The organism is Sphingomonas jinjuensis, assembly GCF_014197105.1.
Taxonomy (GTDB): Bacteria; Pseudomonadota; Alphaproteobacteria; order Sphingomonadales; family Sphingomonadaceae; genus Sphingomonas; species Sphingomonas jinjuensis.
The window spans coordinates 254,003-277,997 of sequence record NZ_JACIEV010000005.1 but is presented as its reverse complement, the minus strand read 5'-3'; the positions used below and the strand labels follow the sequence as shown (position 1 = coordinate 277,997).

Annotated in this window: 25 protein-coding genes; 4 read left to right on the top strand and 21 right to left on the bottom strand. The window is 68.3% G+C overall.

Annotation, left to right across the window (positions count from 1 at the left end):
• Nucleotides 1-59: 59 nt before the first annotated feature.
• From GGQ80_RS10885 to GGQ80_RS10875, 3 genes are read right to left on the bottom strand one after another with little or no spacing between them, the layout of a single operon-like run.
• Nucleotides 60-518, bottom strand: coding sequence for a cytidine deaminase (locus GGQ80_RS10885; RefSeq protein WP_183984639.1), 459 nt, complete (start codon nt 516-518; stop codon nt 60-62).
• On the bottom strand, nt 515-1,201 hold the full coding sequence (locus GGQ80_RS10880) for a GH25 family lysozyme (protein ID WP_343051023.1): 687 nt from the start codon (nt 1,199-1,201) through the stop codon (nt 515-517). The genes GGQ80_RS10885 and GGQ80_RS10880 overlap by 4 nt, the downstream gene beginning before the upstream one ends.
• Nucleotides 1,194-1,676, bottom strand: a complete 483-nt coding sequence (locus GGQ80_RS10875; protein ID WP_183984637.1) for a UPF0262 family protein — start codon at nt 1,674-1,676, stop codon at nt 1,194-1,196. The genes GGQ80_RS10880 and GGQ80_RS10875 overlap by 8 nt, the downstream gene beginning before the upstream one ends.
• 156 nt (nt 1,677-1,832) lie before the next feature.
• Here GGQ80_RS10875 and GGQ80_RS10870 point away from each other — a divergent pair, with 156 nt between their 5' ends.
• Nucleotides 1,833-3,323: a replicative DNA helicase gene (locus GGQ80_RS10870; protein ID WP_183984635.1), complete on the top strand. Its 1,491-nt coding sequence runs from the start codon at nt 1,833-1,835 to the stop codon at nt 3,321-3,323.
• A gap of 135 nt (nt 3,324-3,458) precedes the next feature.
• Here the strand turns inward: GGQ80_RS10870 and GGQ80_RS10865 are convergent, their stop codons facing one another.
• Genes GGQ80_RS10865 through cobA form a run of 5 tightly spaced genes read right to left on the bottom strand, consistent with a single transcriptional unit; the run spans nt 3,459 to nt 7,380 of the window.
• Entirely contained in the window at nt 3,459-4,217 is a 759-nt protein-coding gene (locus GGQ80_RS10865) for a phosphoadenylyl-sulfate reductase (protein WP_183984633.1), read from the bottom strand.
• Nucleotides 4,210-4,659, bottom strand: a complete 450-nt coding sequence (locus tag GGQ80_RS10860) for a DUF934 domain-containing protein (RefSeq protein WP_183984631.1) — start codon at nt 4,657-4,659, stop codon at nt 4,210-4,212. The genes GGQ80_RS10865 and GGQ80_RS10860 overlap by 8 nt, the downstream gene beginning before the upstream one ends.
• A complete protein-coding gene (locus GGQ80_RS10855) occupies nt 4,652-6,283 on the bottom strand; it encodes a nitrite/sulfite reductase (protein ID WP_183984629.1) in 1,632 nt (543 codons plus the stop codon). Before GGQ80_RS10855 ends, GGQ80_RS10860 begins: the two co-directional genes overlap by 8 nt.
• A gap of 15 nt (nt 6,284-6,298) precedes the next feature.
• Nucleotides 6,299-6,595 carry a DUF2849 domain-containing protein gene (locus tag GGQ80_RS10850; protein WP_183984627.1) on the bottom strand — a complete coding sequence of 99 codons (297 nt, stop codon included), beginning with the start codon at nt 6,593-6,595 and terminating at the stop codon, nt 6,299-6,301.
• Entirely contained in the window at nt 6,592-7,380 is a 789-nt protein-coding gene (gene cobA / locus GGQ80_RS10845; protein WP_183984716.1) for a uroporphyrinogen-III C-methyltransferase, read from the bottom strand. The genes GGQ80_RS10850 and cobA overlap by 4 nt, the downstream gene beginning before the upstream one ends.
• A gap of 181 nt (nt 7,381-7,561) precedes the next feature.
• On the opposite strand from cobA, the gene GGQ80_RS10840 reads away from it, so the two are divergent.
• Entirely contained in the window at nt 7,562-7,828 is a 267-nt protein-coding gene (locus tag GGQ80_RS10840; protein ID WP_183984625.1) for a hypothetical protein, read from the top strand.
• An 84-nt stretch (nt 7,829-7,912) separates the two neighbouring features.
• On the top strand, nt 7,913-9,703 hold the full coding sequence (locus GGQ80_RS10835; RefSeq protein ID WP_246347002.1) for a DUF885 domain-containing protein: 1,791 nt from the start codon (nt 7,913-7,915) through the stop codon (nt 9,701-9,703).
• Nucleotides 9,704-9,735: 32 nt separating this feature from the next.
• Here the strand turns inward: GGQ80_RS10835 and GGQ80_RS10830 are convergent, their stop codons facing one another.
• The 10 genes from GGQ80_RS10830 to GGQ80_RS10785 form a co-directional block, all read right to left on the bottom strand.
• Entirely contained in the window at nt 9,736-10,473 is a 738-nt protein-coding gene (locus GGQ80_RS10830) for a 3'(2'),5'-bisphosphate nucleotidase CysQ (RefSeq protein ID WP_343051022.1), read from the bottom strand.
• Nucleotides 10,470-12,380, bottom strand: a complete 1,911-nt coding sequence (cysN, locus tag GGQ80_RS10825) for a sulfate adenylyltransferase subunit CysN (protein ID WP_183984623.1) — start codon at nt 12,378-12,380, stop codon at nt 10,470-10,472. The genes GGQ80_RS10830 and cysN overlap by 4 nt, the downstream gene beginning before the upstream one ends.
• 127 nt (nt 12,381-12,507) lie before the next feature.
• Nucleotides 12,508-13,407 (bottom strand): sulfate adenylyltransferase subunit CysD, encoded by a 900-nt coding sequence (gene cysD, locus GGQ80_RS10820; protein WP_183984621.1) that lies wholly within the window; start codon nt 13,405-13,407, stop codon nt 12,508-12,510.
• Nucleotides 13,408-13,476: 69 nt separating this feature from the next.
• On the bottom strand, nt 13,477-13,695 hold the full coding sequence (locus GGQ80_RS10815; RefSeq protein WP_183984619.1) for a hypothetical protein: 219 nt from the start codon (nt 13,693-13,695) through the stop codon (nt 13,477-13,479).
• 102 nt (nt 13,696-13,797) lie between these two features.
• A complete protein-coding gene (locus tag GGQ80_RS10810) occupies nt 13,798-15,042 on the bottom strand; it encodes an N-succinylarginine dihydrolase (protein ID WP_183984618.1) in 1,245 nt (414 codons plus the stop codon).
• A complete protein-coding gene (locus tag GGQ80_RS10805) occupies nt 15,042-16,061 on the bottom strand; it encodes an arginine N-succinyltransferase (RefSeq protein ID WP_183984616.1) in 1,020 nt (339 codons plus the stop codon). The genes GGQ80_RS10810 and GGQ80_RS10805 overlap by 1 nt, the downstream gene beginning before the upstream one ends.
• Nucleotides 16,058-17,263, bottom strand: a complete 1,206-nt coding sequence (locus GGQ80_RS10800) for a hydrolase (RefSeq protein WP_183984614.1) — start codon at nt 17,261-17,263, stop codon at nt 16,058-16,060. The genes GGQ80_RS10805 and GGQ80_RS10800 overlap by 4 nt, the downstream gene beginning before the upstream one ends.
• A gap of 79 nt (nt 17,264-17,342) precedes the next feature.
• Complete coding sequence (locus GGQ80_RS10795) at nt 17,343-18,254, bottom strand: DUF481 domain-containing protein (RefSeq protein WP_183984612.1); 912 nt, start codon at nt 18,252-18,254, stop codon at nt 17,343-17,345.
• A 12-nt stretch (nt 18,255-18,266) separates the two neighbouring features.
• On the bottom strand, nt 18,267-18,779 hold the full coding sequence (locus GGQ80_RS10790) for an RNA pyrophosphohydrolase (protein WP_183984610.1): 513 nt from the start codon (nt 18,777-18,779) through the stop codon (nt 18,267-18,269).
• Nucleotides 18,776-19,729 (bottom strand): alpha/beta hydrolase, encoded by a 954-nt coding sequence (locus GGQ80_RS10785; protein ID WP_183984608.1) that lies wholly within the window; start codon nt 19,727-19,729, stop codon nt 18,776-18,778. Before GGQ80_RS10785 ends, GGQ80_RS10790 begins: the two co-directional genes overlap by 4 nt.
• Nucleotides 19,730-19,776: 47 nt before the next feature.
• Here GGQ80_RS10785 and GGQ80_RS10780 point away from each other — a divergent pair, with 47 nt between their 5' ends.
• Nucleotides 19,777-20,673 carry an arginase family protein gene (locus GGQ80_RS10780; RefSeq protein ID WP_183984607.1) on the top strand — a complete coding sequence of 299 codons (897 nt, stop codon included), beginning with the start codon at nt 19,777-19,779 and terminating at the stop codon, nt 20,671-20,673.
• A 1-nt stretch (nt 20,674) separates the two neighbouring features.
• On the opposite strand, the gene moaB is transcribed toward GGQ80_RS10780, so the two are convergent.
• The 3 genes from moaB to GGQ80_RS10765 all read right to left on the bottom strand — a co-directional run bounded on the left by moaB (nt 20,675) and on the right by GGQ80_RS10765 (nt 23,920).
• Nucleotides 20,675-21,202, bottom strand: a complete 528-nt coding sequence (gene moaB / locus GGQ80_RS10775) for a molybdenum cofactor biosynthesis protein B (RefSeq protein ID WP_183984605.1) — start codon at nt 21,200-21,202, stop codon at nt 20,675-20,677.
• A gap of 175 nt (nt 21,203-21,377) precedes the next feature.
• Nucleotides 21,378-23,195, bottom strand: a complete 1,818-nt coding sequence (locus GGQ80_RS10770) for a lytic transglycosylase domain-containing protein (RefSeq protein WP_183984603.1) — start codon at nt 23,193-23,195, stop codon at nt 21,378-21,380.
• Nucleotides 23,192-23,920, bottom strand: coding sequence for a uracil-DNA glycosylase (locus tag GGQ80_RS10765; RefSeq protein ID WP_183984601.1), 729 nt, complete (start codon nt 23,918-23,920; stop codon nt 23,192-23,194). The genes GGQ80_RS10770 and GGQ80_RS10765 overlap by 4 nt, the downstream gene beginning before the upstream one ends.
• Nucleotides 23,921-23,995: the final 75 nt, after the last annotated feature.

Genomic DNA, 23,995 nt, shown 5'->3' with positions numbered 1-23,995 from the left:
GATGACGCCGGCGAGGGCGGCCTGCTTCCAGAAGGGCGTGGGTTTCGGCTCCTGATCGCTCACCGGGCGGGGCCGATGCCGAGGTCGGCGGGGCCGAAGGCATGGGGCAGCAATTCCGACAGGCGATAGCTGGCGATCGCGTCCCCTTCTGCCGCGCCGCAATGGACGGGCAGGTCGACCCCGCCCATCTGCGCCGCCTCGTTGAGGACCTGGCGACAGCGGCCGCAGGGGCTGACGGGGCCGGTGCCGGTCGGGCGGCCGTCGGCATCCATCGCGCCGCCGATGACGCCGACCGCAACCACCTCGGCCAGGCGCCCTTGCGCGCTGGCGGTGGCGATCGCGACGGTTTCGGCGCAGAGCGACAGGCCGTAGCTCGCATTCTCGACATTGGCGCCGGTGACGAGCGTGCCGTCCTTCATCAGCAGCGCGGCGCCGACCGCAAAGCGCGAATAGGGGGCATGGGCGTGATGCGCGGCGGCGCGCGCCGCCTCGATCAGCCGGGTCGCGTCGTCATTCATGGTGCCACCACGTTCCAATTGACCGGTCCCTTCATACCGTCGACGCGGCGCAGGTCGCTCGCGCGCCACAGCCGCCACGGCCGCGCCGTGTAGCCGGGGGCGATGAAATTGCCCATCGTCCACAGCGGCCGGTCGAGCGCCGCCGACAGTTCATAGTCGCCCTCCACCGCGCGACTGATGCGCAGGATGACGGGATGGCGCAGGTGGATCTCGACGGTCTTCGCGAAACGGGTGAGGTCGGCGATCAGTGCCGCCTTGTCGGGACGGGTCGCGCAATCGTCGCGATAGCTGACGTCGACCGCCGCGGGCAGCGCGTCGTCGGCCTGCGGGACGACGGCGTTAAAGGCGTTGGCCTGCGCAAGCCCCGGCTGGCACAGCGAATAGAGGTGAAGCGCGCCGCGGCGGAGGCCGGCGTCGGGCAGCGCGGCCCAGTTCGCCTCGAACGACGGGTCGCGCCGATCGGCGCCGGATGTCGCGACAATATAGGCGAAGTCGGCACCGCGCGCGCGGAGCATCGGCCATTCGACCGGCGGCGGGTTCTCCGGCAGGTCCACCCCCTGCACGGGATAGCGCGCGACCGAGGGGTGCCAGGCGGTCGCCGACATCCAGACCGCGAGGCACAGCACCCCGGCAAAGACGAGGAGTGCGATCAGGCGGGTTCCATAACCGAAGCGATCAAGCACGAATATGCAGCACGCAGATAAGAGTGAACAGGCGCCGCGCGGTGTCGAAATCGACCGCGATCTTGCCGTCGAGCCGCTCCATCAGCAGTTCCGCCGCCTCGTTGTGGATGGCGCGGCGGGCCATGTCGACGGTTTCGATCTGTTGCGGCGTGGACTGGCGGATGGCCTGGTAATAGCTGTCACAGATCGCGAAATAGTCGCGGATCGGGCGGCGGAAACGCCCGAGCGCCAGTACGAGCGTTTCGAGCGGCGTTCCGTCCTCGCGCTTGATCGCGAGCGCCAGCCGCCCCTCCTCGACGCTGAGGGCGAGGCGGTAGGGGCCGGCATAGCCATCGGCATGTTCGCGCTGGGGGGCGAAGTAATTGGCCTCGATCAGGTCGAAGATCGCGATCCGCCGCTCTTGCTCGACATCGGCTGAACGCCACAGGATGGTGCGTTCGTCCAGTTCGACGTCGATGATCCGCGGGTCGGCCACGCCACAGCGGATAGCGCCGGGTCATGCGGGTGTCACTTATCACCGCGTCACGCGGCTGGCACTTATCTCCGCATCACGCGGATGGCACTTATCCCCGCCTATCGCAGCGACGATGGGTTGAGCGCGGCGGTCGGGCAGGGGTAAGGCGTCGGCATCATGGCAACCCTCGCATTTCCGACTCCGCTGCAGCCCGAGCCGCAGCAGCTGCCCCGCAACGTCGAGGCGGAGGCCGCGATGCTCGGCGCGATGATGATCGACAACCGGCTGGCGGACGATCTGGTCGACCGGCTGGAGCCGGCGCATTTCTACGAGCCGCTTCACGGCCGCATCTTCGCCGCGATCAAGACGCTGCGCAGCAACGACATGCTCGCGACGCCGGTCACGCTGCGCCCGATGTTCGAGGCGGACGAGGCGATGAAGGAGCTGGGCGGGCCGGCCTATCTGGCGGGGCTGACCGGGTCGGGTGCTGGCCTGATCGGCGCGCGCCAATTCGCGCAGCAGATCTATGACCTGGCGATGCTGCGCGCGCTGGTAACGGTGGGCCGGACACTGGTCGACCGCGCGATGGACACCAGCGAGGAGGTGAATCCGCGCGCGCAGATCGAGCTGGCCGAAGAGGAACTGTACAAGGTCGCGGGCGACGGCGGCGCGGAAAATGCGATCAAGACCTTCGCGCAAGCGACCACCGCCGCGGTGAAGATGGCCGAGCGGGCACTGAATTCGGGCGGCAATCTGTCAGGCGTCACCACCGGGCTTGATTCGGTGAACTCCAAGATCGGCGGCATGCACCATAGCGACTTGATGATCCTGGCGGGTCGTCCGGGCATGGGGAAGACGTCGCTCGCCACCAACATCGCGTTCAACGCGGCGCGGCGCTGGATGCGCGACATGGCGGACGGGATCGCGCCTGCCGATTCGGTCGGCGCCAAGGTGGCCTTCTTCAGCCTGGAAATGAGCGCCGACCAGCTGGCAACGCGCATCTTGGCCGAGCAGTCGAAGATCAGCTCCGAATCGTTGCGCATGGGTAAGATCAGCAAGGCGGAGTTCGCCCAGCTGGCGGCGGCGGCAGCCGAGCTGGAGAACCTGCCGCTGTTCATCGACGATACCGGCGGCCTGTCGATCAGCGCGCTGCACACGCGCGTTCGGCGGCTGCAGCGGCGGCACAATAACGAGATCGGGCTGGTGGTCGTCGACTATCTTCAGCTGCTGACCGGGTCGGGCAAGTCCTCCGAGGGCAACCGCGTGCAGGAGATTTCGGAAATCAGCCGCGGATTGAAGACGCTGGCGAAGGACATGAACGTGCCCGTCTTGGCTTTGTCGCAGCTGAGCCGCGCGGTGGAGAGCCGCGAGGATAAGCGGCCGATGCTGTCCGACCTTCGCGAATCGGGCTCGATCGAGCAGGACGCCGACATGGTCTGGTTCGTGTTCCGCGAGGATTATTACCAGGCGCAGAAGGAGCCCAAGCGCCCGATGGAGGGCGACGACGCGCGCGTGTTCGAAGACCACGCGAAATGGGCGAGCGACATGGAGCGCATCTATGGCCTGGCCGAGCTGATCGTCGCCAAGCAGCGCCATGGTGCGACCGGCAAGGTGGTGCTGAAGTTCGACCCGACGATCACGCGGTTCAGCGACTATGCGGGATATTGAGCGGGGATCGGTCGCTCCTTCCCATATATACCCGTCACCCTGAACTTGTTTCAGGGTCTCGATGGGGAACGTACTCCGCCCGCCCCACAGAGATGCTGAAACGAGTTCAGCATGACGGGGTTGGAAGTAAGCCCCTTAGAAAATCGGGTCTTCACCCGGCTCGGCAGGGCGGTGGATGCCGCATTCCACCTTGTCCCAGCCGCGCCAGCGGCCGGCGCGGGGATCTTCGCCGTGGCGGACCTTCGACGTGCAGGGCGCGCAGCCGATCGACAGATAGCCCTGTGCCTCAAGCGGATGGCGGGGCAGGTCGGCTTGCGCGAAATAGGCGTCGAGATCGCCCTTCGACCAATCGGCGAGCGGGTTGATCTTCAACCGGCCCTCATCCTCCTCGAACCGCGGCAGGGCGGTGCGGGTGCCGGCCTGGAATCCCTTGCGACCCGATATCCAGGCGTCGAACGGCGCCAGCGCGCGGCGGAGCGGTTCGACCTTGCGCAACTCGCAGCAGCCGTCGGGGTCGTAGGACCAGCGCAGCCCCTTGTCGTCGCGCGCCGCCAGCAGCCGGGGATCCGGGCGGTAGACGCGCAGGTCGGTGAGGCCGAGCCGCTCGGCGAGCTCGTCGCGATAGGCCAGCGTCTCGCCGAAGATCTTCTGAGTGTTGGTGAAGACGACGGGGATGTCCTTGTCGATCTGCGCCACCATGTGCAGCAGCACGGCGGACTCGGCGCCGAACGACGAGACCGCGGCGGTGCGGCCTGCCAGCTCACCGGTCAGCAGCTCACGCAGCATGTCCGGCGCCGCGACGCCGGCGAAACGCGCCTGCATCGCTGCGGCATCGGCGGCGGTGAAGGCGGGGGTCAGGTCGATCGCATCGATGCGACGGGCGGCTTCACCCATGGCGGCGCTGCCAGACCGGGACGCGGCCATCGGCGGCCTTTTGATAGACGTCGTCGTAGCGATCGAGACTGCGGCGAAGGACCGACTGGTCGATCGGCTGTTCCGGCGCGAAACTGTCGAAGCCGCAACGGCGCATCGGCGACACTTGGTCGACCAGCACGTCGCCCGCTGCGCGCAGCTCGCCCGTGTAGCCAGCCTCGCGCAGGATGCGGGCGGAGCTATAACCGCGACCATCGCGGAACGAGGGGAAGCTGACCTCGACCAGCATCAGCCGATCGATGAAGGGCAGCAACGCGCGCGCGTCGTCGCCCGCCTCCAGCCGCACCGCGCTGGCGTTGCCGGGATCGGCGACGAACGAATCGAGCGTCATCGCCGGTTCGTCGTGAACCTCGTCGTCGCGAAAGCGGAGCAGGTTGTCGGTGTCACCGGCGAGATCAGCCATAGATCGCTTCCTTGAACGGCTGCATGCCGATGCGGCGGTAAGTGTCGAGAAACCGTTCGCCCTCGCTGCGTTCGGCGACGTAGCGGTCGGCGACGCGCTCGATCGCGTCGACGATGCCGTCCTCGTCGAAGCCGGGACCGGTGATCTTGCCGAGGCTGACGTCCTCCGCCCCCGATCCGCCGAGCAGCAGCTGGTAATTCTCAGTGCCCTTCCGATCGACGCCGAGGATGCCGATGTGGCCGGCGTGGTGGTGGCCGCAGGCGTTAATGCACCCCGAGATCTTCAGCTTCAGCTCGCCCAGATCCTGCTGGCGCGGCGCGAAGCGGGTCGCGATCTTCTGCGCGAGCGGGATCGAGCGTGCGTTGGCGAGGCTGCAATAGTCGAGGCCGGGGCAGGCGATGATATCGCTGATGAGGTCGAGGTTCGCCTCCGCCAGTCCGGCGTCGGCCAGCGCCTGCCAGACGGCGTAGAGATCGGCCTCGCGGACGTGGGGCAGGACGATGTTCTGGGCGTGAGTGACGCGCAGCTCGTCGTGCGAATAGCGCTCGGCGAGATCGGCCATGACATTGATCTGATCCGCCGAGGCATCGCCGGGGATGCCGCCGATCGGCTTCAGCGACACGGTGACGATCGCATAGCCAGGCTGCTTGTGGGCACTGACGTTCTGCGTGCGCCAGATAGCGAAGTCCGGGTCGTGCGCCGCCAGTTCGTGCGGGACCGAGGGGACGGCATCGAACGCAGGCGGGGCGAACATCGCGCTGATCCGCGCCAGCTCAGCGGCGGGCGGATCGATGCCCAGCGTCAGGACCTGGGCGAATTCCAACTCGACCTCGTCTCGATAGCGATCGGCGCCGATCTCGTGGACGAGGATCTTGATCCGCGCCTTGTAGATATTGTCGCGCCGGCCGTAGCGATTGTAGACCCGCAAGGCGGCCTCGAGATAGCTGAGCAGCTGGTCGGCCGGAACGAAGTCCCTGATCTCGGGCGCGATCATCGGCGTGCGGCCCATGCCGCCGCCGACGAAGACGCGGGCGCCGAGGATCCCGTCGCGCCGCGTGATCTGGAGGCCGATGTCGTGCAGCCGCATCGCCGCGCGATCCTCGTCCGCCGCGATCACCGCGATCTTGAACTTGCGCGGCAGGTAGGTGAATTCGGGGTGAAAGGTCGACCACTGGCGCAGCAGCTCGGCCCAGGGGCGCGGGTCCGTAACCTCATCGGCGGCGGCGCCGGCGAACTGGTCGGAGCTGATGTTGCGGATGCAATTGCCGCTGGTCTGGATGGCGTGCATTTCCGCCTTCGCCAGCTCCGCCAGAATATCGGGCGCGTCGGCGAGCTTGATCCAGTTGTACTGGATGTTCTGCCGCGTGGTGAAATGGCCGTAGCCGCGGTCGTAGGTGCGCGCGATGTGCGCAAGCAATCGCATCTGGCGGCCGTTGAGGGTGCCGTAGGGCACCGCGACGCGCAGCATATAGGCGTGCAGCTGGAGGTAGAGGCCGTTCATCAGCCGCAGCGGCTTGAACTGGTCCTCGGTCAACTGGCCAGCGAGGCGGCGTTGGACCTGGTCGCGGAACTCTTCGACGCGGGCGTCGACGATGCTCTGGTCGTATTCGTCGTACTTATACATGCTGGTTCTCGCGGATCATATCACCCAGCTTCCCGCGGCGGGATCGGCGGGCTTGAGCGTCAGGTCGGGACGGACGGTTGGGCCGAGCGCGCGGATGCGGTCCTTGATGTGCGCGGGGCGGGGGCCGTCCGGGGTCTGAGTGGCGTCGATGACATAGGCACCGGTGACGCGGCGTGCGCCTTCCTCGGCGCGGGCGATCGCCTCGCCCTGGTCGGCGACGTCGGCGGCGTCTTCGACATGCCGCGACCAAGCGGCGCCGGACCACCAGATCACGTCGCCGGTCGCCAGATCGTTGCCGGTCAGGATCTTCATGCCATCGTCTCCGCCACGCGCGCCCAGGCCGCCAGCTTGTCCTCGGCGTCGGACAGTTCGACCACCTCGCCGACCACGATGATCGCCGGGCTCTCGACCGACTCGCGCGTTACCATCGCACCGAGATCGGCAAGCAGCGTCTTGAGCGCGCGATGCCCCTCAAGCGTTCCCTTCTCGAGCACCGCGACCGGCATGTCGGGGGCGACGCCATCGGCCATCAGCTTGTCGGCGATGGCGGCGGCGGTGGCGACGCCCATGTAGATGACGAGGGTACGGCCCTGGCCGGCAAGGCCGGACCAGTCCTGGTCGGACAGGCCCTTGCACTGGCCGGCGACGAAGCTGACCGCGGAACTGTGATCGCGATGGGTGAGCGGCAGCATTGCCTCCGCCGCGCAGCCGAGCGCGGCCGACACGCCGGGAATCACCTCGACGGCGAGGCCGGCGGCGCGGACTGCCTCCACCTCCTCGCCGCCACGGCCGAAGATGAAGGGATCGCCGCCTTTCAGCCGCACGACGATGCTTCCCGTCTTCACATGCGCGACGATCAGCGCGTTGATCGCCTCCTGCGGCAACGTGTGGCGGTCGCGACGCTTCGCCACCGAGATGCGCTGCGCCGTGGCGGGCGCGAGGTCGAGGACGCGGGAATCGATCAGGCCGTCGTGGACGACGACATCGGCCCGGCCCAGCGCCTCGACCGCGCGAACGGTGAGCAGACCGGGGTCGCCCGGGCCTGCGCCGACGAGGATGACGCGCCCGCGGGCGGTGGGGTCGAGGAGGGTGGCCATGGTCGGGGACATGGGGCCGCCACCCTGATCTTCGCAATGCATCGATGCTTGGGCGACCGACAGGTGAACTATCGGCGACGTTTCGCAGGAACCAACCTGCCTTTGGTGGCGTTCGTCGCGGGATTGTTGCCCGGCATCAGGTCGTGCGTCACGCTCCCAGTGCAGTGAAGGAGACTGAAGGATGGTTTCACGATTGATGGCCTATGCGGCCGCGGCAAGCCTGGTGGCGAGCCCGGTGATCGTAGCGCCGGCGATGGCCGCACCGGCCGCACCCTCCGCCGCCAAGCTGTCGCTGGCGCCGGCGGCGCGTGCCGGGACCGCGTCGACGAAGACGACCAAGCTGGGTGAGGGCAGTGGCGGCTATATCGTCGCGGCGATCGCGGCGGCGGCGGTGATCGTCGGCATCATCCTGATCGCCGACAGCGACGACAACCCCAACAGCCCGTAATCATTAGCGCTCGACGCTAGCCAAGGCCCCTTGTCGCGGTTCGCCGGTTCGATAGGACCGGTGGATCGAGGCGAGGGGTTTTTCATGCGCGCTATGATGGCCGCAGCGGCGGCGATGATGGTACCGGGCGTAGCGTTGGCTCAACAGCCGGCGACGGCGGCCCAGGCGAGTGACGCAGACCGTGCTCTGCTCAAGCTGTTCGCCGATACCGACGAGCGAGACCTGCGCGAAAATCCGGTCAGCGCGATCGGTCGCGGCGACTTGCGCTTCGCCGACAGCTTCGGCGACTATCTGACCGAAGCGCGCACCGAGCGGGCGCGTCGTTACATCCGCGAGGATCAGGCGGCGCTGGACCGGATCGATCGGGCGAAGCTGACGCCCGTCGACCAGATCGCCTACGACGTCTTTGCCGCGGATCTGGCGCAGGGCGCCGTCGGACTGTCGCCCGACGTCTGGGCGGTCACCCGGCTGCTGCCGCTGAGCCACCAAAGCGGTTATCAGGTGTGGTATCCCAGCTTTGCCTCCGGCAAAGGCGCGGCGCCGTTCAAGACGGTGGCGGACTACGAGAACAACCTGAAGCGCAACCGGGGCTATGCCGAGACGCTCGACCGTTCGATCCCGTTGATGCGCGAAGGCATGGCGAAGGGCGTGACCCAGCCCAAGCTGGTGGTGCGTAACATGATCGAGCAGTTCGACAATCTCGACAAGGACGGGGTCGAGGGATCGGTGTTCTTCGCGCCGACCAAGACGTTCCCGGCGAGTATCCCGGCGGCGGAGCAGGCGCGGCTGAAGGCCGCCTATGCCGCACAGATCCGCAATGTCATTCTGCCGGCGCACAAGCGGGTGCGCGACTTCCTCGCCAACGTGTATCTGGCGAAGGCGCGCGATACGGTGGGGCTGTCGGCGCTGCCCGGCGGCGACAAGCTGTACGCCTATCGCATCTACAGCAACACGACGCTGCCGCTGAAGGCGGAGGACGTCCATCGGCTTGGGCTGAGCGAGGTCGCGCGGATCCTGAAGGAGATGGAAGCGCAGAAGGCGCGGGCCGGCTTCACGGGAACGCTGCCGCAATTCTTCGACTATCTGCGTACCGACGCCAAGTTCCAGCCCAAGACGGCCGAGGAATTACGGCTGGGGTACGAGGCGATCGGGCGGCGGGTGGATACGACGATCCGCACGCAATTCTCGCTGATCCCCAAGACGCCGCTCGAAATCCGGCCGGTGCCCGACTTCAAGGCGCGCACGGCGGCGGCGGGGTCTTACGAGGAGGGGACGCCCGACGGCAGCCGGCCGGGGGTATTCTACTACAACACCTTCGACCTGCCGATCCGCTTCACCTGGGGGATGGAGACGCTGTATTTGCACGAGGCGGTGCCGGGGCATCATTTCCAGATCAGTCTGGCGCAGGAGAATGCGGCGCTGCCGGCGTTCATGCGCTTTGGCGGGAATACGGCCTTCATCGAGGGATGGGCGCTCTATGCCGAGACGCTGTGGAAGCCGCTGGGGCTGGAGACCGATCCGCTGCAGCGGCTCGGCGGCCTGTCGGACGAGATGCTGCGCGCGATGCGGCTGGTGGTCGATACCGGGCTTCACGCCAAGGGCTGGAGCCGCGACCAGGCGATCACCTACATGATGGCGAACTCGCCGATGAGCCGCACCGACGCGACCGCCGAGGTCGAGCGTTACATCGCGATCCCGGGCCAGGCGCTGGCCTACAAGATCGGGCAGCTGACGATCCTGAAGCTCAAGGCGCAAGCCCAGAAGAAGCAGGGCGCCCGCTTCGACCCGCGCGTGTTCCACGCCGAGGTACTGGACACCGGCGCGTTGCCGATGCCGGTGCTGGAGAAGAAGATCGGGGATTGGTTGGCGCGGTGAATTCTTCGAACCCCTCCCCTGAAGGGGAGGGGTTAGCTCGCTTGGTACGCCGCCACCGCGCGCAACACCGTTGCCGCCAGCTCCGGGCGGCAGATCAGCAGGTCGGGGAGCAGCGGGTCGGCGCAATTGTAGACGAGCGGGCTGCCGTCGATCCGCGAGGCGTGCAGCCCCGCCGCCAGCGCGACGGCGGCGGGGGCGCAATTGTCCCATTCATACTGGCCGCCGTCGTGGAGGTAGATGTCGGCCTCGCCATCGACGACCGCCATCGCCTTCACGCCCGCCGAGCCGCGCCCGACGCTCGTCGCACCAAGGGATTCCGCGACCGCGGCGGCGACGGCAGGCGCGCGGGTGCGGCTGACGACCATGCGCGGCTGGACGCCGGCGATCCCGCGGCAGGCGATGCCCGCGGTCGAGTAGAGGCGGCCCTGCGCCGGCACCGACACGGCGCCGATCACCGGGCGTCCACCGACCGCCAGGCCGATATGCACCGCCCAGTCGTCGAGGCCGTCGGCATAGTCGCGGGTGCCGTCGAGCGGATCGACGATCCACACCCGATCCGACCCGCAGCGCGCGGGATCGTCGATCGACTCCTCCGACAGCACGAAGTCGCCGGGCCGCTGGGCGTGGAGGCGATCGAGGATCAGCCGGTTGGCCTCGCGGTCGCCGCGATCGCCGAGCGTGCGACCCCGTTCGCTGCCCTCGGCGCGGATCGCTAGCAGCAGCTGGCCCGCCTCCTGCGCGATGGCGGCGGCGAGGGCGGCGTCGTTCACAGGTCGTAGCTCCAGATGCCCAGCACCTGCTCGACGATCCGCTCGGCGGCGGCTTCCGCGCTTTCACGGCGGGTATCGATGCGGATTTCGGGCCGCTCGGGCGGCTCGTAGGGGCTGGAGATGCCGGTGAAGTTGGCGATCTGGCCGCTGCGCGCCTTGGCGTAGAGCCCCTTCACGTCGCGCGCCTCCGCCACCTCAAGCGGGGTGTCGACGAAGATTTCGAGGAACTCGCCCTTTGGCATCATCGTGCGGACCATGTCACGTTCGGCGCGGAAGGGCGAGATGAAGGCGGTGAGGACGATCAGCCCCGCATCGGTCATCAGCTTCGCCACCTCGCCGACGCGGCGGATGTTCTCCACCCGATCAGCATCGCTGAAGCCGAGGTCGCGGTTGAGGCCGTGGCGGATATTGTCGCCGTCGAGGAGGAAGCTGTGGCGACCCATGGCGTGCAGCTTCTTCTCGACGAGATTGGCGATCGTCGACTTACCCGATCCCGACAGGCCGGTAAACCACAGCAGTCGCGGTTCCTGCCCCTTCTGCCGGGCATGCGCCTCGCGGCCGATGTCGATCGACTGCCAGTGGACGTTCTCCGCCTGGCGCAGCGCCTGGTCGATCATGCCGGCGGCGACGGTCGCGTTGGTTTCGCGATCGATCAGGATGAAGCCGCCCAGCGTATGGCTGTCAGCATAGGGCTCGAACACGATCGCGCGATCGGTGTAGACCTCGGCCACGCCGATGTCGTTGAGGGCGAGCGTCGGCGCCGCGAGTTCGGCCTGGGTGTTGACGTCGACGACGTGGCGCGGCGGCTGGACGCTGGCACCGACCGTTTGGGTGCCGAGCTTCAGCCAGTAACCACGGCCGGGTACGAGCGGCGCGTCCGCCATCCAGACGATCGTGGCGACGAGGCGATCGAAGGCGGGTGGCGGGTCGCCGGCGGCAGCGATGACGTCGCCGCGCGAGCAATCGACCTCGTCGGCGAGGACGAGCGTCACGGCCTGTTCGGCTTCGGCGGTCTCGCGGTCTCCATCGAAGGCAACGATGCGGGCGACACTGGTGATCCTGCCAGACGGTACGATTCGGACGCTGTCGCCGATCTTTACACGTCCGCCGGCAATCGTGCCGGCAAAGCCGCGGAAGTCGAGATCGGGGCGGTTGACCCACTGCACCGGCAGGCGGAACGGGCCGGCGGCCGCTTGATCGGCATCGATCGGAATCGCCTCCAGATGCTCGAGCAGCGCAGGGCCCGCGTACCAGGGCATGTCGGCGGATCGGTCGACCACGTTGGCGCCGGTCAGCCCCGACAGCGGAATAGCGGTAAAATCACCGATCCCGATCGATGCGGCAAACGCGCGATAGTCTGCGACGATCGCATCGAAGGTCGCCTGGTCGTGATCGATCAGGTCCATCTTGTTCACCGCCAGGACGATGTGGCGGATGCCGACGAGGTGCGCGAGGAAGCTGTGCCGCCGGGTCTGGGTGAGCACGCCCTTGCGCGCATCGATCAGGATGACGGCGGCGTCGGCGGTCGAGGCGCCGGTGACCATGTTACGGGTGTACTGCTCATGGCCTGGAGTGTCGGCGACGATGAACTTGCGGGCCTCGGTCGAGAAGAAGCGATAGGCGACGTCGATGGTGATGCCCTGCTCGCGCTCGGCGGCGAGGCCGTCGACGAGAAGTGCGAAGTCGATGTTCTGGCCCTGGGTGCCGACGCGCTTCGAGTCGGCTTCGAGGCTGGCGAGCTGGTCGGCGAAGATCGCACGGCTGTCGTAGAGCAATCGCCCGATCAGTGTCGACTTGCCGTCGTCGACCGAGCCGCAGGTGATGAAGCGCAGCAGCGATTTCGATGCATGCCGGTCGAGATACGCCGCGACGTCTTCGGCGATGAGGGGGGAGGGTTGGTAGGTCATGCCGCCAAGACTTCGGTCAGAACGTCATCCTGAACTTGTTTCAGGATTTCTTCAGGCGAGCGCGTCGCTCCGTGGCGACGAGATGCTGAAACGAGTTCAGCATGACGAAGTTGGGGGACAGCGCGCATCAGAAATACCCCTCGCGCTTTTTCTGCTCCATGCTCGCGCCGGCATCGCGGTCGATCGCGCGGCCCTGGCGTTCGGAGGTGGTGGAAAGCAGCATCTCGCGGATCACCGCAGGCAGCGTGTCGGCCTCGCTCTCGACCGCGCCGGTCAGCGGATAGCAGCCGAGCGTGCGGAAACGGATCGAGCGGGTCACCGGCTTTTCGCCGGGCATCAGGCGGAAGCGATCGTCGTCGACCATCAGCAACAGGCCGTCGCGCTCGACGGTGGGGCGCGGCGCGGCGAGATAGAGGGGGACGATCTCGATCCCTTCCGCGAGAATATATTGCCAGATGTCGAGCTCGGTCCAGTTCGACAGCGGGAAGACGCGGATGCTCTCGCCCTTGCGGATGCGGGCATTGTAGAGGTTCCACAGCTCGGGCCGCTGCGCCTTGGGATCCCAGCCATGAGCGGCGGAGCGGAACGAGAAGATGCGCTCCTTGGCGCGGCTCTTCTCCTCGTCGCGACGCGCGCCACCGAATGCGGCATCGAAGCCGCCGGCGGTCAGCGCCTGCTTCAGCCCTTCAGTCTTCCACAGATCGGTGTGGCGGCTGCCATGGTCGAACGGGTTGATGCCGGCGGCGAGCGCTTCGGGATTGCGATGGACGATCAGCTCCATGCCCGCCGCCTGCGCCGCCCGGTCGCGCAGCGCGTACATGTCGCGAAACTTCCAGGTCGTATCGACGTGGAGCAGCGGGAAGGGCGGCGTTGCCGGGAAAAAGGCCTTGCGCGCCAGATGCAGCATCACCGCCGAATCCTTGCCGACGGAATAGAGCATCACCGGGTTCGCCGCCTCGGCGACGACCTCGCGCAGGATATGGATGCTTTCGGCTTCGAGCCGTTGGAGATGGGTTAGCCCGCTCATGACGTGGGGCACATAATGCGCCCCGCCGCGATGGGGGCACAAGTTATCCTGTCGAGCGATGAAGTCCCGTCAGGCCGGGTCGCGATCGGCGACCGAATCGAGCAGCCGCCCGCCCGCCATGAACACCGCGACCGGGCAGCAGGCGAAGAGCGCCCAGCCGCCATAGCCCGGATATTGCTCCAGATAATGAAAGCCGCGCTCCACCGCGCCGGAGCCAAGACCATAGATGACGAGGAAGGCCTCGAACTTGGTCTTGATGGTGAAGAGCCGAGTGATGCTGTTCAACATGCCAGACACTTAGGCAAGGTGCGTGCCAGCGGCGGAAATGGCTAACGTCGCGTTAAGCGACATGGTTAATTGTCAATTAACCCGACGCTTCTGTGCGCCAGGTCAGGCAAGAACCGACAGATCGAGTGCCTCCAGCAGCGCGAGCCGCCCCCGCTCTATCCGCGCGATCAGCGCCGGATCGCCGATCGCGGCAGGGTCGATGGCGTCGGGCCAATGCGTCTCGATCACCGCGGCGATGCGGTCGAGCAGGGCGGCGTCGACCAGAAAGCGCGGATCGATGGTCGCGGGATCGGCGACGACGCGAAGGCGCAGGCAGGCTGGACCGCCGCCGTTGGCCATCGATTCGCGCACGTCGACGACCTCCACCCGGCGGATCGGACCGTTGCCGGCCTGATGCCGCTCGAGCCAGCGCCAGACCGATGGCGTCGCGCGCGCCTCGCCGGGGACGATCAGCGTCGGGCCCTGCGGAGTCGTCACCAGCTGCGCGTTGAAGAGGTAGGAGGCGATGGCGTCGGCGAGGCTGACCTCGGCGGCGGGCACCTCGACGATTTCGATGTCGGGGAGCAGGCGGCGGAGATCGGCGTAGACGGCGTCACGATTCGCAAAGGCCTGCTCGTGTGCGAACAGGACGCGCTCGTTGGCGACGGCGACGACGTCGTTGTGGAAGGCGCCGGCGGCGATCGCTTCGTCGGACTGACGGACGAAGAGCGTGCGCGCGGGATCTAGGCCGTGGTGGCGGGCGATGGCCTCGCTCGCTTCGCGATGCTGGCGGGCGGGGAAGGGGCCGCCGGCGACGCCATAGACGAACACCTCGACGCCGGGCTCGCCATGCGACGAGCACAGGCGCATGTGGTTGGCGGCGCCCTCGTCGCCGAAGGGGGCGGGGACGGCGTCATGGACGGCGAAGGCGGGGTCTGCGAATGCGAGCCGCAGCTGGGCGAGCGTCGCGGGCCACTCGTGGCTGCGATGCGGCATCGTCACGAGGTTGGCGACCGTCAGGTGGCAGCGGCCGTCGGCGGTGTCGGGCGCGGGCGATACGGTGGCGGCATTGGCGGCCCACATCGACGAGGCCGACAGCGCCTGCGCCTGAAGATGCGGCGGGGCGTCGGCATAGGTCAGGCCGAGGCGACCCAGCCAGCTGTGATCGGGGCGCGGGTGCGGCAGGAGGATGCCCTGCGTCAGGCCGAGCGCCAGATTGGCGCGCATCTTGGCGATGCCCTGAAGCGCGGCGGCGCGGGGATGGCTGACCTTGCCGGCGTTGCGGGTGGCGGCGAGATTGCCGTGCGACAGGCCCGCGTAATTGTGGCTTGGGCCGACGATGCCGTCGAAGTTGATCTCGACCGGCATCACAGCACCCGCGCGACATGGCGGACGACATCGTCCTCGGCGACACCGAGCGCGGCGGCGCAGGCGGTGCTGAGCACGATGCCGTCGCCGACGCTGCGGACCTGGCCGAAGGCGCAGCGGAACTTGGTGAGATGCCCGGTCGCGACCAGTGCTTCCTCGCCGCCGTCGCTGTCGATCGCGACGATACGAGCCTCGCGCGCCTCGGCGATGGTGCGGACGCGGTCGGTGCGCGCGGTCATGGTCGGGCCGCCGTCGAAGATGTCGACGTAATTCTCGAACGCGAAGCCCTCATTCTCCAGCATCCGCATTGCCGCCCGTCCCGAAGGGTGGGGCAAGCCGATCACGGCGCGCGCGGTCTCGGTGAGCATCGCGGTGTAGATGGGATGCTTCGGCATCAGGTCGGCGATGAACTGGTGGCCGTGGACGCCGTTAAACTGGTCGGCATCCTGGAAATTCATGCCGAAGAAGCGGCCTGCCAGCCCGTCCCAGAACGGCGAGCCGCCGGCCTCGTCGATGATCCCGCGCAGCTCGGCGAGGATGCGGTCGGCGAAGCGCGGGCGGTGCGCGGCGATGAAGAGGTAGCGGCTGCGTGCGAGAAGAAGGCCGAGGCCGCCGGCCCGCTCGCCGGGGTGGAGGAACAGGCCGCCGACCTCCGCCGACCCTTCGAGATCGGTGGTCAGCGCCAGCATCTCGGCGCGGAAGGTGCGGTCGAGCTCGCGGCTGTGCTGGGTCAGCGTGCCGAGGCGATAGCTGTAGAAGGGGTGGCGCTGGCCGACCTGGGTGAAGAGCTGGCAGGTGCCGCGAACCTCGCCGGTGGCCGTATCCTCGAGCATCAGCACGAACAGCTCGTCGACGAGCGTATCGTCGGCGCGGGCGAAGGCGTCGGCGCTGCGGTCGAGCTTCGCCTTCAGCGCGCGGCGCTCGGGCGGCAGGTTGGTGAAGCCGCCGCCGGTCAGCTTCGCCATCTCATACAGGTGCTGGAGGTCGTCGGGACGGGCGGCGCGGATGACGTAGCTCATGGACGGCCCTTTTCGGAGATGGACAGGATGGCGAGGGTCGAAAGGGCGGCGCGCTCGTACAGGCTGTCGAGGATCATGAACTCATCCGGTGAATGGATCGCGCCGCCACGAACCCCCATGGTGTCGACGACGGGGACGCCGGCCGCGGCAATGTTGTTGCCGTCGCACACCCCGCCGGTGGCGCGCCAGGCGACCGGGATGCCGAGCGTCGCGCCGGCGTCGGCGACGACGGCGAACAGGCGCTCGGCGGCGGGGTCGAGTGGTTTGGGCGGGCGATTGAAGCTGCCGTGGACCTCGATCGCGACGTCATGCGCGCGTTCGACGGCAGCGACCGCATGGTCGATCGCCTGGCGGGCATAGGTGATGGCATCGCGGTCGCCGGGGCGGAAGTTGACGCGCAGGATCGCGAGATCGGGGACGACGTTGTTGGGGCCGCCGCCGTCGATCCTGGCGGGGTTGACCGACAGCGCGGGGCCGCGCGCCTCGGCAAGGCGGAGCGCGATGTCGGCGGCGGCGACGACGGCATTGCGACCCTCATCGGGATTGCGGCCGGCATGGGCGCTGCGGCCGCGGACGACGATCGAGAAGTTGCCGGTGCCGCCGCGCGCGCCCGCCAGCGTGCCGTCGGCGAGGGCGGGCTCGTAGGTGAAGGCGGCGACCTTGCCGCGCGCGGCCTGGGCGATGAGGGCTGCGGACGAGAAGGAGCCGGTTTCCTCGTCCGAGTTGATGACGACCTCATAGCCCAGGCGGTCGGCGAATGACGTCGTCTCCACCGCCTTTAGGGCGGCAAGCATCACCGACAGGCCGCCCTTCATGTCAGCGACGCCGGGACCGCCGATCGTGCCGTCGCCGCGGTCGCTGACTAGCTGGAAGGGGTGATCGGCGGGATAGACGGTGTCCATGTGGCCGGTGAAGAGCATCTGCACCGGCGCATCGGGGCGGACGCGCAGGTGGAGGTGGCGGCCATGGTCGAGCGCAACGACCAGGCCTTCCGCGCCGACGCTGGCGGCCGGGGCGGGATCGACCAGCGTGAGCGTGCCGGGGAGGGCGGCGAAGGCGTCGGCGAGTTGGCCCGCCATCATCGCAAGGCCGACAAGGTTTCGCGTGCCACTGTTGATCGCGGACCAGCGCTCAACCTGGGTGCGCATCGGGGCGGCGTCGATGGTGTCAACCACGACCTGATGCGGCTGAGATGGTTTCATGCGTTACTGGTAGCGGGGTGCGCCGCCAGTCTCCACCCCCTCCGTCGAGCCGGGGGAAGCCCGGTATGACGAAGTATGGCTAGAAACTGTACACCACGGAGGCCCGGGTCGTGGTGTCGGTCGAAACCGAGCCCACGGGCGGCTGGCTTTCGTATTGGATGTTGTACGACAGCGATGCCGAGAGCGGCCCGATCAGCTTGGCGTTGAGCGCCGTGACGCCGCTGATCGTCGAATTGAAGCGCTGGACATAGGCCGCACCGTTCTGCGTGACCGATAAGCCGGGCAGCAGCTGCCAGCGAAACGCCAGCGAACCGCGGCCGGCGGGACTGGACTGAACGGTCTGGTCGGTAAAATAGGTGTGGCGGAAGGCGGGGCCGAGTTCGAGGTCCAGCGACATGGCACGCGACTTGAGGACGCTGTAGCCGGCGCCGATCGATGCGGAGAAGCGGTTCCAATAGCCCAGGAACTTGTCGCTCTCATACTGGCCGGCGCCGTACATGTAGAGGCGGTCGTCGATCTTGTAGTTGGGCTCGTAGCTGGCGAGATAATGCTCGCGCGTCGTGACGCCCTGGTTTTCCTGATAATCGGCTTGGACGCGGAACTTGTGGCGCCATTGAAGGCCTTCGCGCTTGGCGTCGATCACCGCGCTGCCGCCGGCGATGTCGCTGTTGCCGGTCGAGATATAGCCGCCCAGCTGCGCACTGCCGCTCCACAGGTCGAAGACGGTGGCCTGGCGGATCGTCTCCTGGCGCGCCGCCTCGCGATCGGCGCGCCATTTCTGAGCGATGGCGAGCACGGCGTCGGCGCTCGCCGGATCGGCAAGGCGGGCATATTTGACGATCGTCGAGATTTCCCCGTCGTTGCCGGTTTCGATCGCGGCATCGAGCATTGCCTTGATCGCCGCCGGGATCGGCACCGGGCTGTCGCCGGGCGGCGGGGCGTCGGCGAGGACGAGCGGCAGGGCCGCGACAAGAAGAACCAGCCGACGCATCACGGGCAGCCCTTATCGGCTGGTTTCCGCTACGGCACCATCGCTTCGCTTGCCTGCGGCCAAATGTGGCTTCAGCGCGGCGAGTACATCCTCGTATAGCTTTTTTTTGAAGGGCACGATCAGGCGCGGCAATTCGTGGGCATCGACCCAGCGCCAGGCGCGGAATTCGGGATGTGAAGTGGCGATGTTCACGTCGCTGTCCTGGCCGTCGAAGCGGAACAGGAACCAGCGCTGGCGCTGACCGCGCCATTTGCCCTTCCAGATCTTGCCGATCATGTCTTCGGGCAGATCGTAGACGAACTCGCCTGGTGCCTCGGCGATCAGCGTCACCTGGTGAGGCGCGATGCCGGTTTCCTCGCCGAGCTCGCGGATCGCGGCGGTCAGCGCATCCTCACCGGGGTCGACCCCGCCCTGCGGCATTTGCCAGGCCTCCAGCGTCGAATCGAGCCGCTGGCCGACGAAGACCCGGCCGTCGCGATTGGCGAGCATGACGCCCGCGCAGGGGCGATAGGGGAGATCGCTCATGCGTCGGCCACCTGCTCGGCCAGCATCGCCCGCACCGCGGTAAGGTAACCCGTGACGTCGCCCTGGCCCGAAGGGATCGCCTGGCGCATGTTGATGAAGCCATGAATATTCCCCGACGCCTCGCGGTAGATGGTGGGGATACCCTTTTCGATCAGCGTGGCGGCATAGCGGCGGCCCTGGTCGCGCAGCGGATCGAGCCCGGCGGTGACGATCACGCAGGGCGGCAATCCCGTTAGGTCGGCGCGGATCGGCGAGGCGCGCATATGATCGAGGTCGGCGGCATAGGCGTCCTCGAACCAGCTCATCGATTCGCGGGTCAGCAGGTAGCCGGCGTTGAACTGGTCGTAGGAGCCATAGGGCTCGACCCGGTCGACGACGGGATAGATCGGCGCCTGGACCAGCACCGGCACCGTGGCGGGCTCGTCGCGCAGCGCGATGGCGGTGACGATCGTCAGCGCGCCGCCGGCGCTGTCGCCCATCAGGACGAGGCCGGTGACGCTGCGCTTTAGCTCGGGCGGGCTGGTGGCGACCCAGCGTGCGGCGGCTTCGCAATCGTCGGGTGCGGCGGGCCACCGATGCTCGGGGGCGAGGCGATAGTCGATCGCGATGACCGGCACGTCGAGCACCCGTGCCGCCTCGGCGCAAAAGCTGGCGTGGGTGTCGAGATCGCCGATGACGAAGCCGCCGCCGTGGAAGAAGACGACCGCGGGTCCGGCCTCGTGCCGATCGGCGGCGTCGAACAGGCGGGCCGGGATGGCGCCGGCGGGGCCGGGGATCGACAGATCGCGGACCACCGCCAGCTCACCCTGCGGTACCTCGGCGACTCCCTTGGTCGCGAGATACAGCTGGCGCGCGGCGGCGGGCTCCAGCTCGTGCATCTTCGGGCCGGGCATGTTGTTGAGATAGCCCAGGAACGCGGCGACGTCGGGGCGGACGAAAGGGTCGGTCATGCGCTCTCCTGCTTGGGAAGGGGGCTTCCAGCGCCTACCTAGGCGGCGTGATCCATGTCGTCCATCATCCCGACTATGTCGCGCCCGCGCCGGCGCGATCGACCTATCGCTGGAACAAGAACGGGCTGATCCGCGACTTGCTGCGCGACGAGGGTGAGCGGCTGTGCTGGCACGAGCCGGAGCCGATGCCGGCGCGCTGGCTGGAGGCGGTGCATGACGCCGATTACGTCGCCGAGGTGCTCGCCGCCGATGTACCTGCGGCCAAGACCCGGCGGATCGGCTTCCCGGTGACCGAGGCGGTGGCGCGGCGCGCGGCGGTCGTGCCGGGCGGCACATGGCTGGCGGCGAAACTGGCGCTGGAGCATGGCTTTGCGGCGAACACCGCTGGCGGCAGCCACCATGCGCTGGCGGATACCGGGGCGGGCTTTTGCGTGTTCAACGACCTGGCGATCGCCGCCAACCGCCTCGTCGAGGAAGGAGCGGTCGGGCGCGTGCTGGTCGTCGACTGCGACGTGCATCAGGGCGACGGCACCGCGGCGCTGCTGGCGGGACGGGCGGAGATCACGACCTACTCGATCCACGCCGAGAAGAATTTCCCGGTGCGCAAGGCACGCTCGACGCTCGACGTCGGGCTCGCCGACGGGATCGGCGACGAGGAGTATCTCGCCACGCTGGAACGCACGCTGGTGCCGCTCCTCGACGAGGTGGCGCCGGGGCTGGTGCTGTACCAGGCCGGCGTCGATCCCTTCGTGGGCGACAAGTTGGGGCGGCTGGCGCTGACCCGCGAGGGGCTGGTCGAGCGCGAGCGGTTGATCGCGCGGCTGATGCGCGCGCGGGGCGTGCCGCTGGCGAGCACGGTCGGCGGCGGATACGGCGACGATGCGGTGGAGATCGCGCAACGGCATGTCACGGCGGTGATGACGCTGGGCGAGGGTTTCGCCTAGGCTATCGCTCCATAAGGCGCGGCATGAGTTCGACGAAGTTGCAGGGGCGGTGGCGGCTGTCGAGCTGGTCCTGAAGGATGCCGTCCCAGCCGTCCTTCACCGCGCCGGTCGAGCCGGGCAGCGCGAACAGATAGGTGCCCCGCGCGACCGCGGCGCAGGCGCGCGACTGGACGGTGGAGGTGCCGATCTTGGCATAGCTTAGCCAGCGAAAGAGTTCGCCGAAGCCTGGGATCATCTTTTCGGCAGTGCGCTCGATTGCCTCGGGCGTGACGTCGCGGCCGGTGACGCCAGTGCCTCCGGTGGTGATAACCACGTCGATGTCACGGTCGTCGATCCACGCGTTCAGGCGGGCGACGATGATGTTGGCGTCGTCCTGTTCGATGGCGCGATCGGCGAGGATGTGGCCGGCGGTGGTCAGCCGCTCGACGAGAGTATCGCCGGAACGGTCGTCGGCGAGGGATCGGGTGTCGCTGACCGTCAGTACGGCGATGCGGACGGGGAGGAAAGTGCGGGTGTCGTCGATCGGCATGTCCGCGGGGCTAGGCGTTGGCGGGCGCCTATTCAATCCTCCCCCGCCAGGGGGAGGTGGCGCGCCGGAGGCGTGACGGAGGGGGCGGAGGCCGCTAACGTAGTCGTCGCTTACCTCCCGCTCCGTCAGCTGCGCTGCCACCTCCCCCTGGCGGGGGAGGATTTGCGGAAACGCCTTAGCGCATCGCCCCTGCGCCGATTTCCGAACCGATGCTGGCGCTCGCGAGGCGCGAGGGCTGCGCGTTCATTCGGATCGCGCTGGCGCCGGGGAGCCCGGGGAACCGCGGCCACATCCCCTGCGCCAAGGCGGTGCGGCTGGCGGACTTCGCCTTGCCGCCCTGCGCCTCGTACATCCAGTAGTTGCGCAGCACCGTCGTGACGTAGCCGCGCGTTTCCCAATAGGGGATGCTCTCGATGTAGAGCAGCGGATCGCCGCGGTCGTGAACGATCGCGTTCCACTCGCCGACCGGCTTGGGGCCGGCATTATAGGCAGCGATGACCTTGGGCAGCAGACCGCCGGTGACGCCGGCCATGTCGCGCAGCCGCTCTAGATGGCGCTGGCCGATGTCCATGTTGGTCGACGGCCGCGTCAGCTGCGACCGGTCGATCGCACCCAAGCCCTTTTCCCGCGCGAAATCGGTCGCGGCGGCGGGCATGATCTGCATGAGGCCATAGGCGCCGGCGGGGCTGACGACCTTGTTGCGGAAGCCGCTTTCCTCGAGCGTGTGGGCGTAGACCAGCGCCTTGTCGACGCGCCAGCCGCTGTCAGGGGTCCAGGCGGGGGTGGGATAGCGAGCCTCGGCCTCCGCTGTCACGCCGGCCGGGCAGTTGTGTGCGAGCCAGACGGTGGTGGCGGGCAGGCTGAGCGCCTCGGCGATGCGGACGAGGCCGGCGAACTCGCTGGGCGAACCGATCTTCGCCTGCTGGCGGATGACGTCGTCGGCAAGGTCGGTTTCGCCGATTTCGACCAGCGCGGCGGCGACGCGGACGTTGGGGCGCTGGCCGAGTACCGCCCAGTCGCGGGTGACGACGCCGCCCATCGCGGGCTTTCCGTCGCGCATCGCCAGCGCCTGTCGGGCGAGCTGACCGTAGAAGCTCTCGCTATATTGTGCCGCGGCCTTCAGCCGGCCCTGAATCCGGTCAGGGCGTCCGCAGACCATGTCGGCGCGGCTGGCCCAGTATAGCGCCGCGGCACGCAGATCGACGTCGTTGGCGCGCGCGGCGGTGCCTTCGAACCCGTTGCCGGCGGCAACGCAGTCGTTCTGGCGCCATGCCGCCAGCGACGCGGTCCAGCGGCCCTGGAGCGCCCAATCGCCGAAGCCGACACCGGCAAGGCCGCCCATGTCGCGCGCCCGTGCGTCGTCGCCGGACAGGAAATACATCCAGGCGATCTTCGCCTGCCATTCGGTCTGCGCCTCGGGCGAAAGCCCCTGCGTCACTTCGAGCAGCGCCTGTGCCTCGGCGCCGGCGTCAGCCTTCACCAGTGGCGCCATCTTGGCGGCGAGATCGGCGGCGATCGCATCGCTGGCGGTCGCCTTGGCGCGGCTGCGGCGGGGAGCGCCGTCCTGCCAGATCAGGCGCTGCTGCGACGGCAGCGGCGCGAGGTCGGTTGCGCCCTGCGCGCGGGCGAGGCGGAGCAGGTCGGGCGCCTGGGGCAGTTCGGGCGCTTCGGTGAGGAGGGCGGTGAGCGTCGTCAGCTCGGCGCGGGGGGCGCCCTTCGCGGTCCACAGCTCGGCGCGGGCGATGGCGTGCAGCGGCCCCGGCTTCATCGTGTCGAGCGCGATTTGCGCATCCTGCCAGCGCGCGTCGCGGATCGCCTGGAAGACGGTGCGGTAGCCGGAACGCTGCTCCGCATCGAGCTGATCGGGCAGACGCTCCGCGCTGCGAGCCGGGGGGGGCGCGACGACGCGGGGGTCGAGCGGTTCGGCAGCGGTGGCGGGATCGGGCGACGGCGTCATGGCGGTCGCGGCGGCCAGCAGCGCCAGCGAGATCATGCGGGCATTCCCCCCTTAAACAACTGCAGGTCGCGCCAAGCTTCCGCCTTCGCGACCGGTTTCTCGATCAGGAAGCGCGGGTGGAAGCTCGCGACGACCTCGACGCTGCCGTTCTTAGCCGCGAAGGGATGAAGAGAGCCCCGCGTCGCCATGAGTTCCGCCCCGAGGATCGCACGGCTCGCCGCATTGCCCATCACCAGCAGGCGCTTGGGGGCGACCAGCCCGACGTGATGGCGAGCGATGTCGTGAAGCCGTTCCTCCGCCTCGCGCGGCAGACGACCGGCGACGGGGCGGCGGACGCAGACCGCGGCGATATGCACCTCGTCGCGGGACAGGCCGATCGCGGCGAGCATGCGATCGAACAGCCGTCCCGATGCTCCCGCGAGCAAACGGCCTTCGTCGGCATCGTCGCGGTCCGGGCAGTCGAGCAATACCATTGCCGTAGCGTCGGCGGGGCCACTGGCGAGGATCGTCGCGCCGCGCCATGCCGCCTCGGGCACGGCATCGCCGCCGCGCCAGGCGAGGAAGGTGGCAAGGTCGTCGGGCATCGCCGCGGCGGCGACGGCGGCCGGTTCGACCAAAGCCCGTTTCGGCACGGCGGCGGGCGGCGGGGCGAGCCAGTCGCGGGGGGTATCGTCGACCAGGATGTCGACGCCCGCGTCTGCCCACCAATCGAGCGCACTCGCCGCGGCGCCGTGCCAGTCGAAATGCTGATCTGCCCCCATCGATGCTGTCTAAGGGCATAGTTGACGTGGCGGTCAACTTGTCGGATCGGCAATGCAGGACAGAACGTTGCCGAC

Bases quoted from the DNA above. Each gene is read 5' to 3' on its own strand.
- GGQ80_RS10885 (WP_183984639.1), bottom strand. From the start codon at position 518: ATGAATGACGACGCGACCCGGCTGATCGAGGCGGCGCGCGCCGCCGCG.
- GGQ80_RS10870 (WP_183984635.1), top strand. From the start codon at position 1,833: ATGGCAACCCTCGCATTTCCGACTCCGCTGCAGCCCGAGCCGCAGCAG.
- GGQ80_RS10865 (WP_183984633.1), bottom strand. From the start codon at position 4,217: ATGGGTGAAGCCGCCCGTCGCATCGATGCGATCGACCTGACCCCCGCC.
- GGQ80_RS10860 (WP_183984631.1), bottom strand. From the start codon at position 4,659: ATGGCTGATCTCGCCGGTGACACCGACAACCTGCTCCGCTTTCGCGAC.
- GGQ80_RS10855 (WP_183984629.1), bottom strand. From the start codon at position 6,283: ATGTATAAGTACGACGAATACGACCAGAGCATCGTCGACGCCCGCGTC.
- GGQ80_RS10850 (WP_183984627.1), bottom strand. From the start codon at position 6,595: ATGAAGATCCTGACCGGCAACGATCTGGCGACCGGCGACGTGATCTGG.
- cobA (WP_183984716.1), bottom strand. From the start codon at position 7,380: ATGGCCACCCTCCTCGACCCCACCGCCCGCGGGCGCGTCATCCTCGTC.
- GGQ80_RS10840 (WP_183984625.1), top strand. From the start codon at position 7,562: ATGGTTTCACGATTGATGGCCTATGCGGCCGCGGCAAGCCTGGTGGCG.
- GGQ80_RS10835 (WP_246347002.1), top strand. From the start codon at position 7,913: ATGCGCGCTATGATGGCCGCAGCGGCGGCGATGATGGTACCGGGCGTA.
- cysN (WP_183984623.1), bottom strand. From the start codon at position 12,380: ATGACCTACCAACCCTCCCCCCTCATCGCCGAAGACGTCGCGGCGTAT.
- cysD (WP_183984621.1), bottom strand. From the start codon at position 13,407: ATGAGCGGGCTAACCCATCTCCAACGGCTCGAAGCCGAAAGCATCCAT.
- GGQ80_RS10815 (WP_183984619.1), bottom strand. From the start codon at position 13,695: ATGTTGAACAGCATCACTCGGCTCTTCACCATCAAGACCAAGTTCGAG.
- GGQ80_RS10810 (WP_183984618.1), bottom strand. From the start codon at position 15,042: ATGCCGGTCGAGATCAACTTCGACGGCATCGTCGGCCCAAGCCACAAT.
- GGQ80_RS10805 (WP_183984616.1), bottom strand. From the start codon at position 16,061: ATGAGCTACGTCATCCGCGCCGCCCGTCCCGACGACCTCCAGCACCTG.
- GGQ80_RS10800 (WP_183984614.1), bottom strand. From the start codon at position 17,263: ATGAAACCATCTCAGCCGCATCAGGTCGTGGTTGACACCATCGACGCC.
- GGQ80_RS10795 (WP_183984612.1), bottom strand. From the start codon at position 18,254: ATGCGTCGGCTGGTTCTTCTTGTCGCGGCCCTGCCGCTCGTCCTCGCC.
- GGQ80_RS10790 (WP_183984610.1), bottom strand. From the start codon at position 18,779: ATGAGCGATCTCCCCTATCGCCCCTGCGCGGGCGTCATGCTCGCCAAT.
- GGQ80_RS10785 (WP_183984608.1), bottom strand. From the start codon at position 19,729: ATGACCGACCCTTTCGTCCGCCCCGACGTCGCCGCGTTCCTGGGCTAT.
- moaB (WP_183984605.1), bottom strand. From the start codon at position 21,202: ATGCCGATCGACGACACCCGCACTTTCCTCCCCGTCCGCATCGCCGTA.
- GGQ80_RS10770 (WP_183984603.1), bottom strand. From the start codon at position 23,195: ATGATCTCGCTGGCGCTGCTGGCCGCCGCGACCGCCATGACGCCGTCG.
- GGQ80_RS10765 (WP_183984601.1), bottom strand. From the start codon at position 23,920: ATGGGGGCAGATCAGCATTTCGACTGGCACGGCGCCGCGGCGAGTGCG.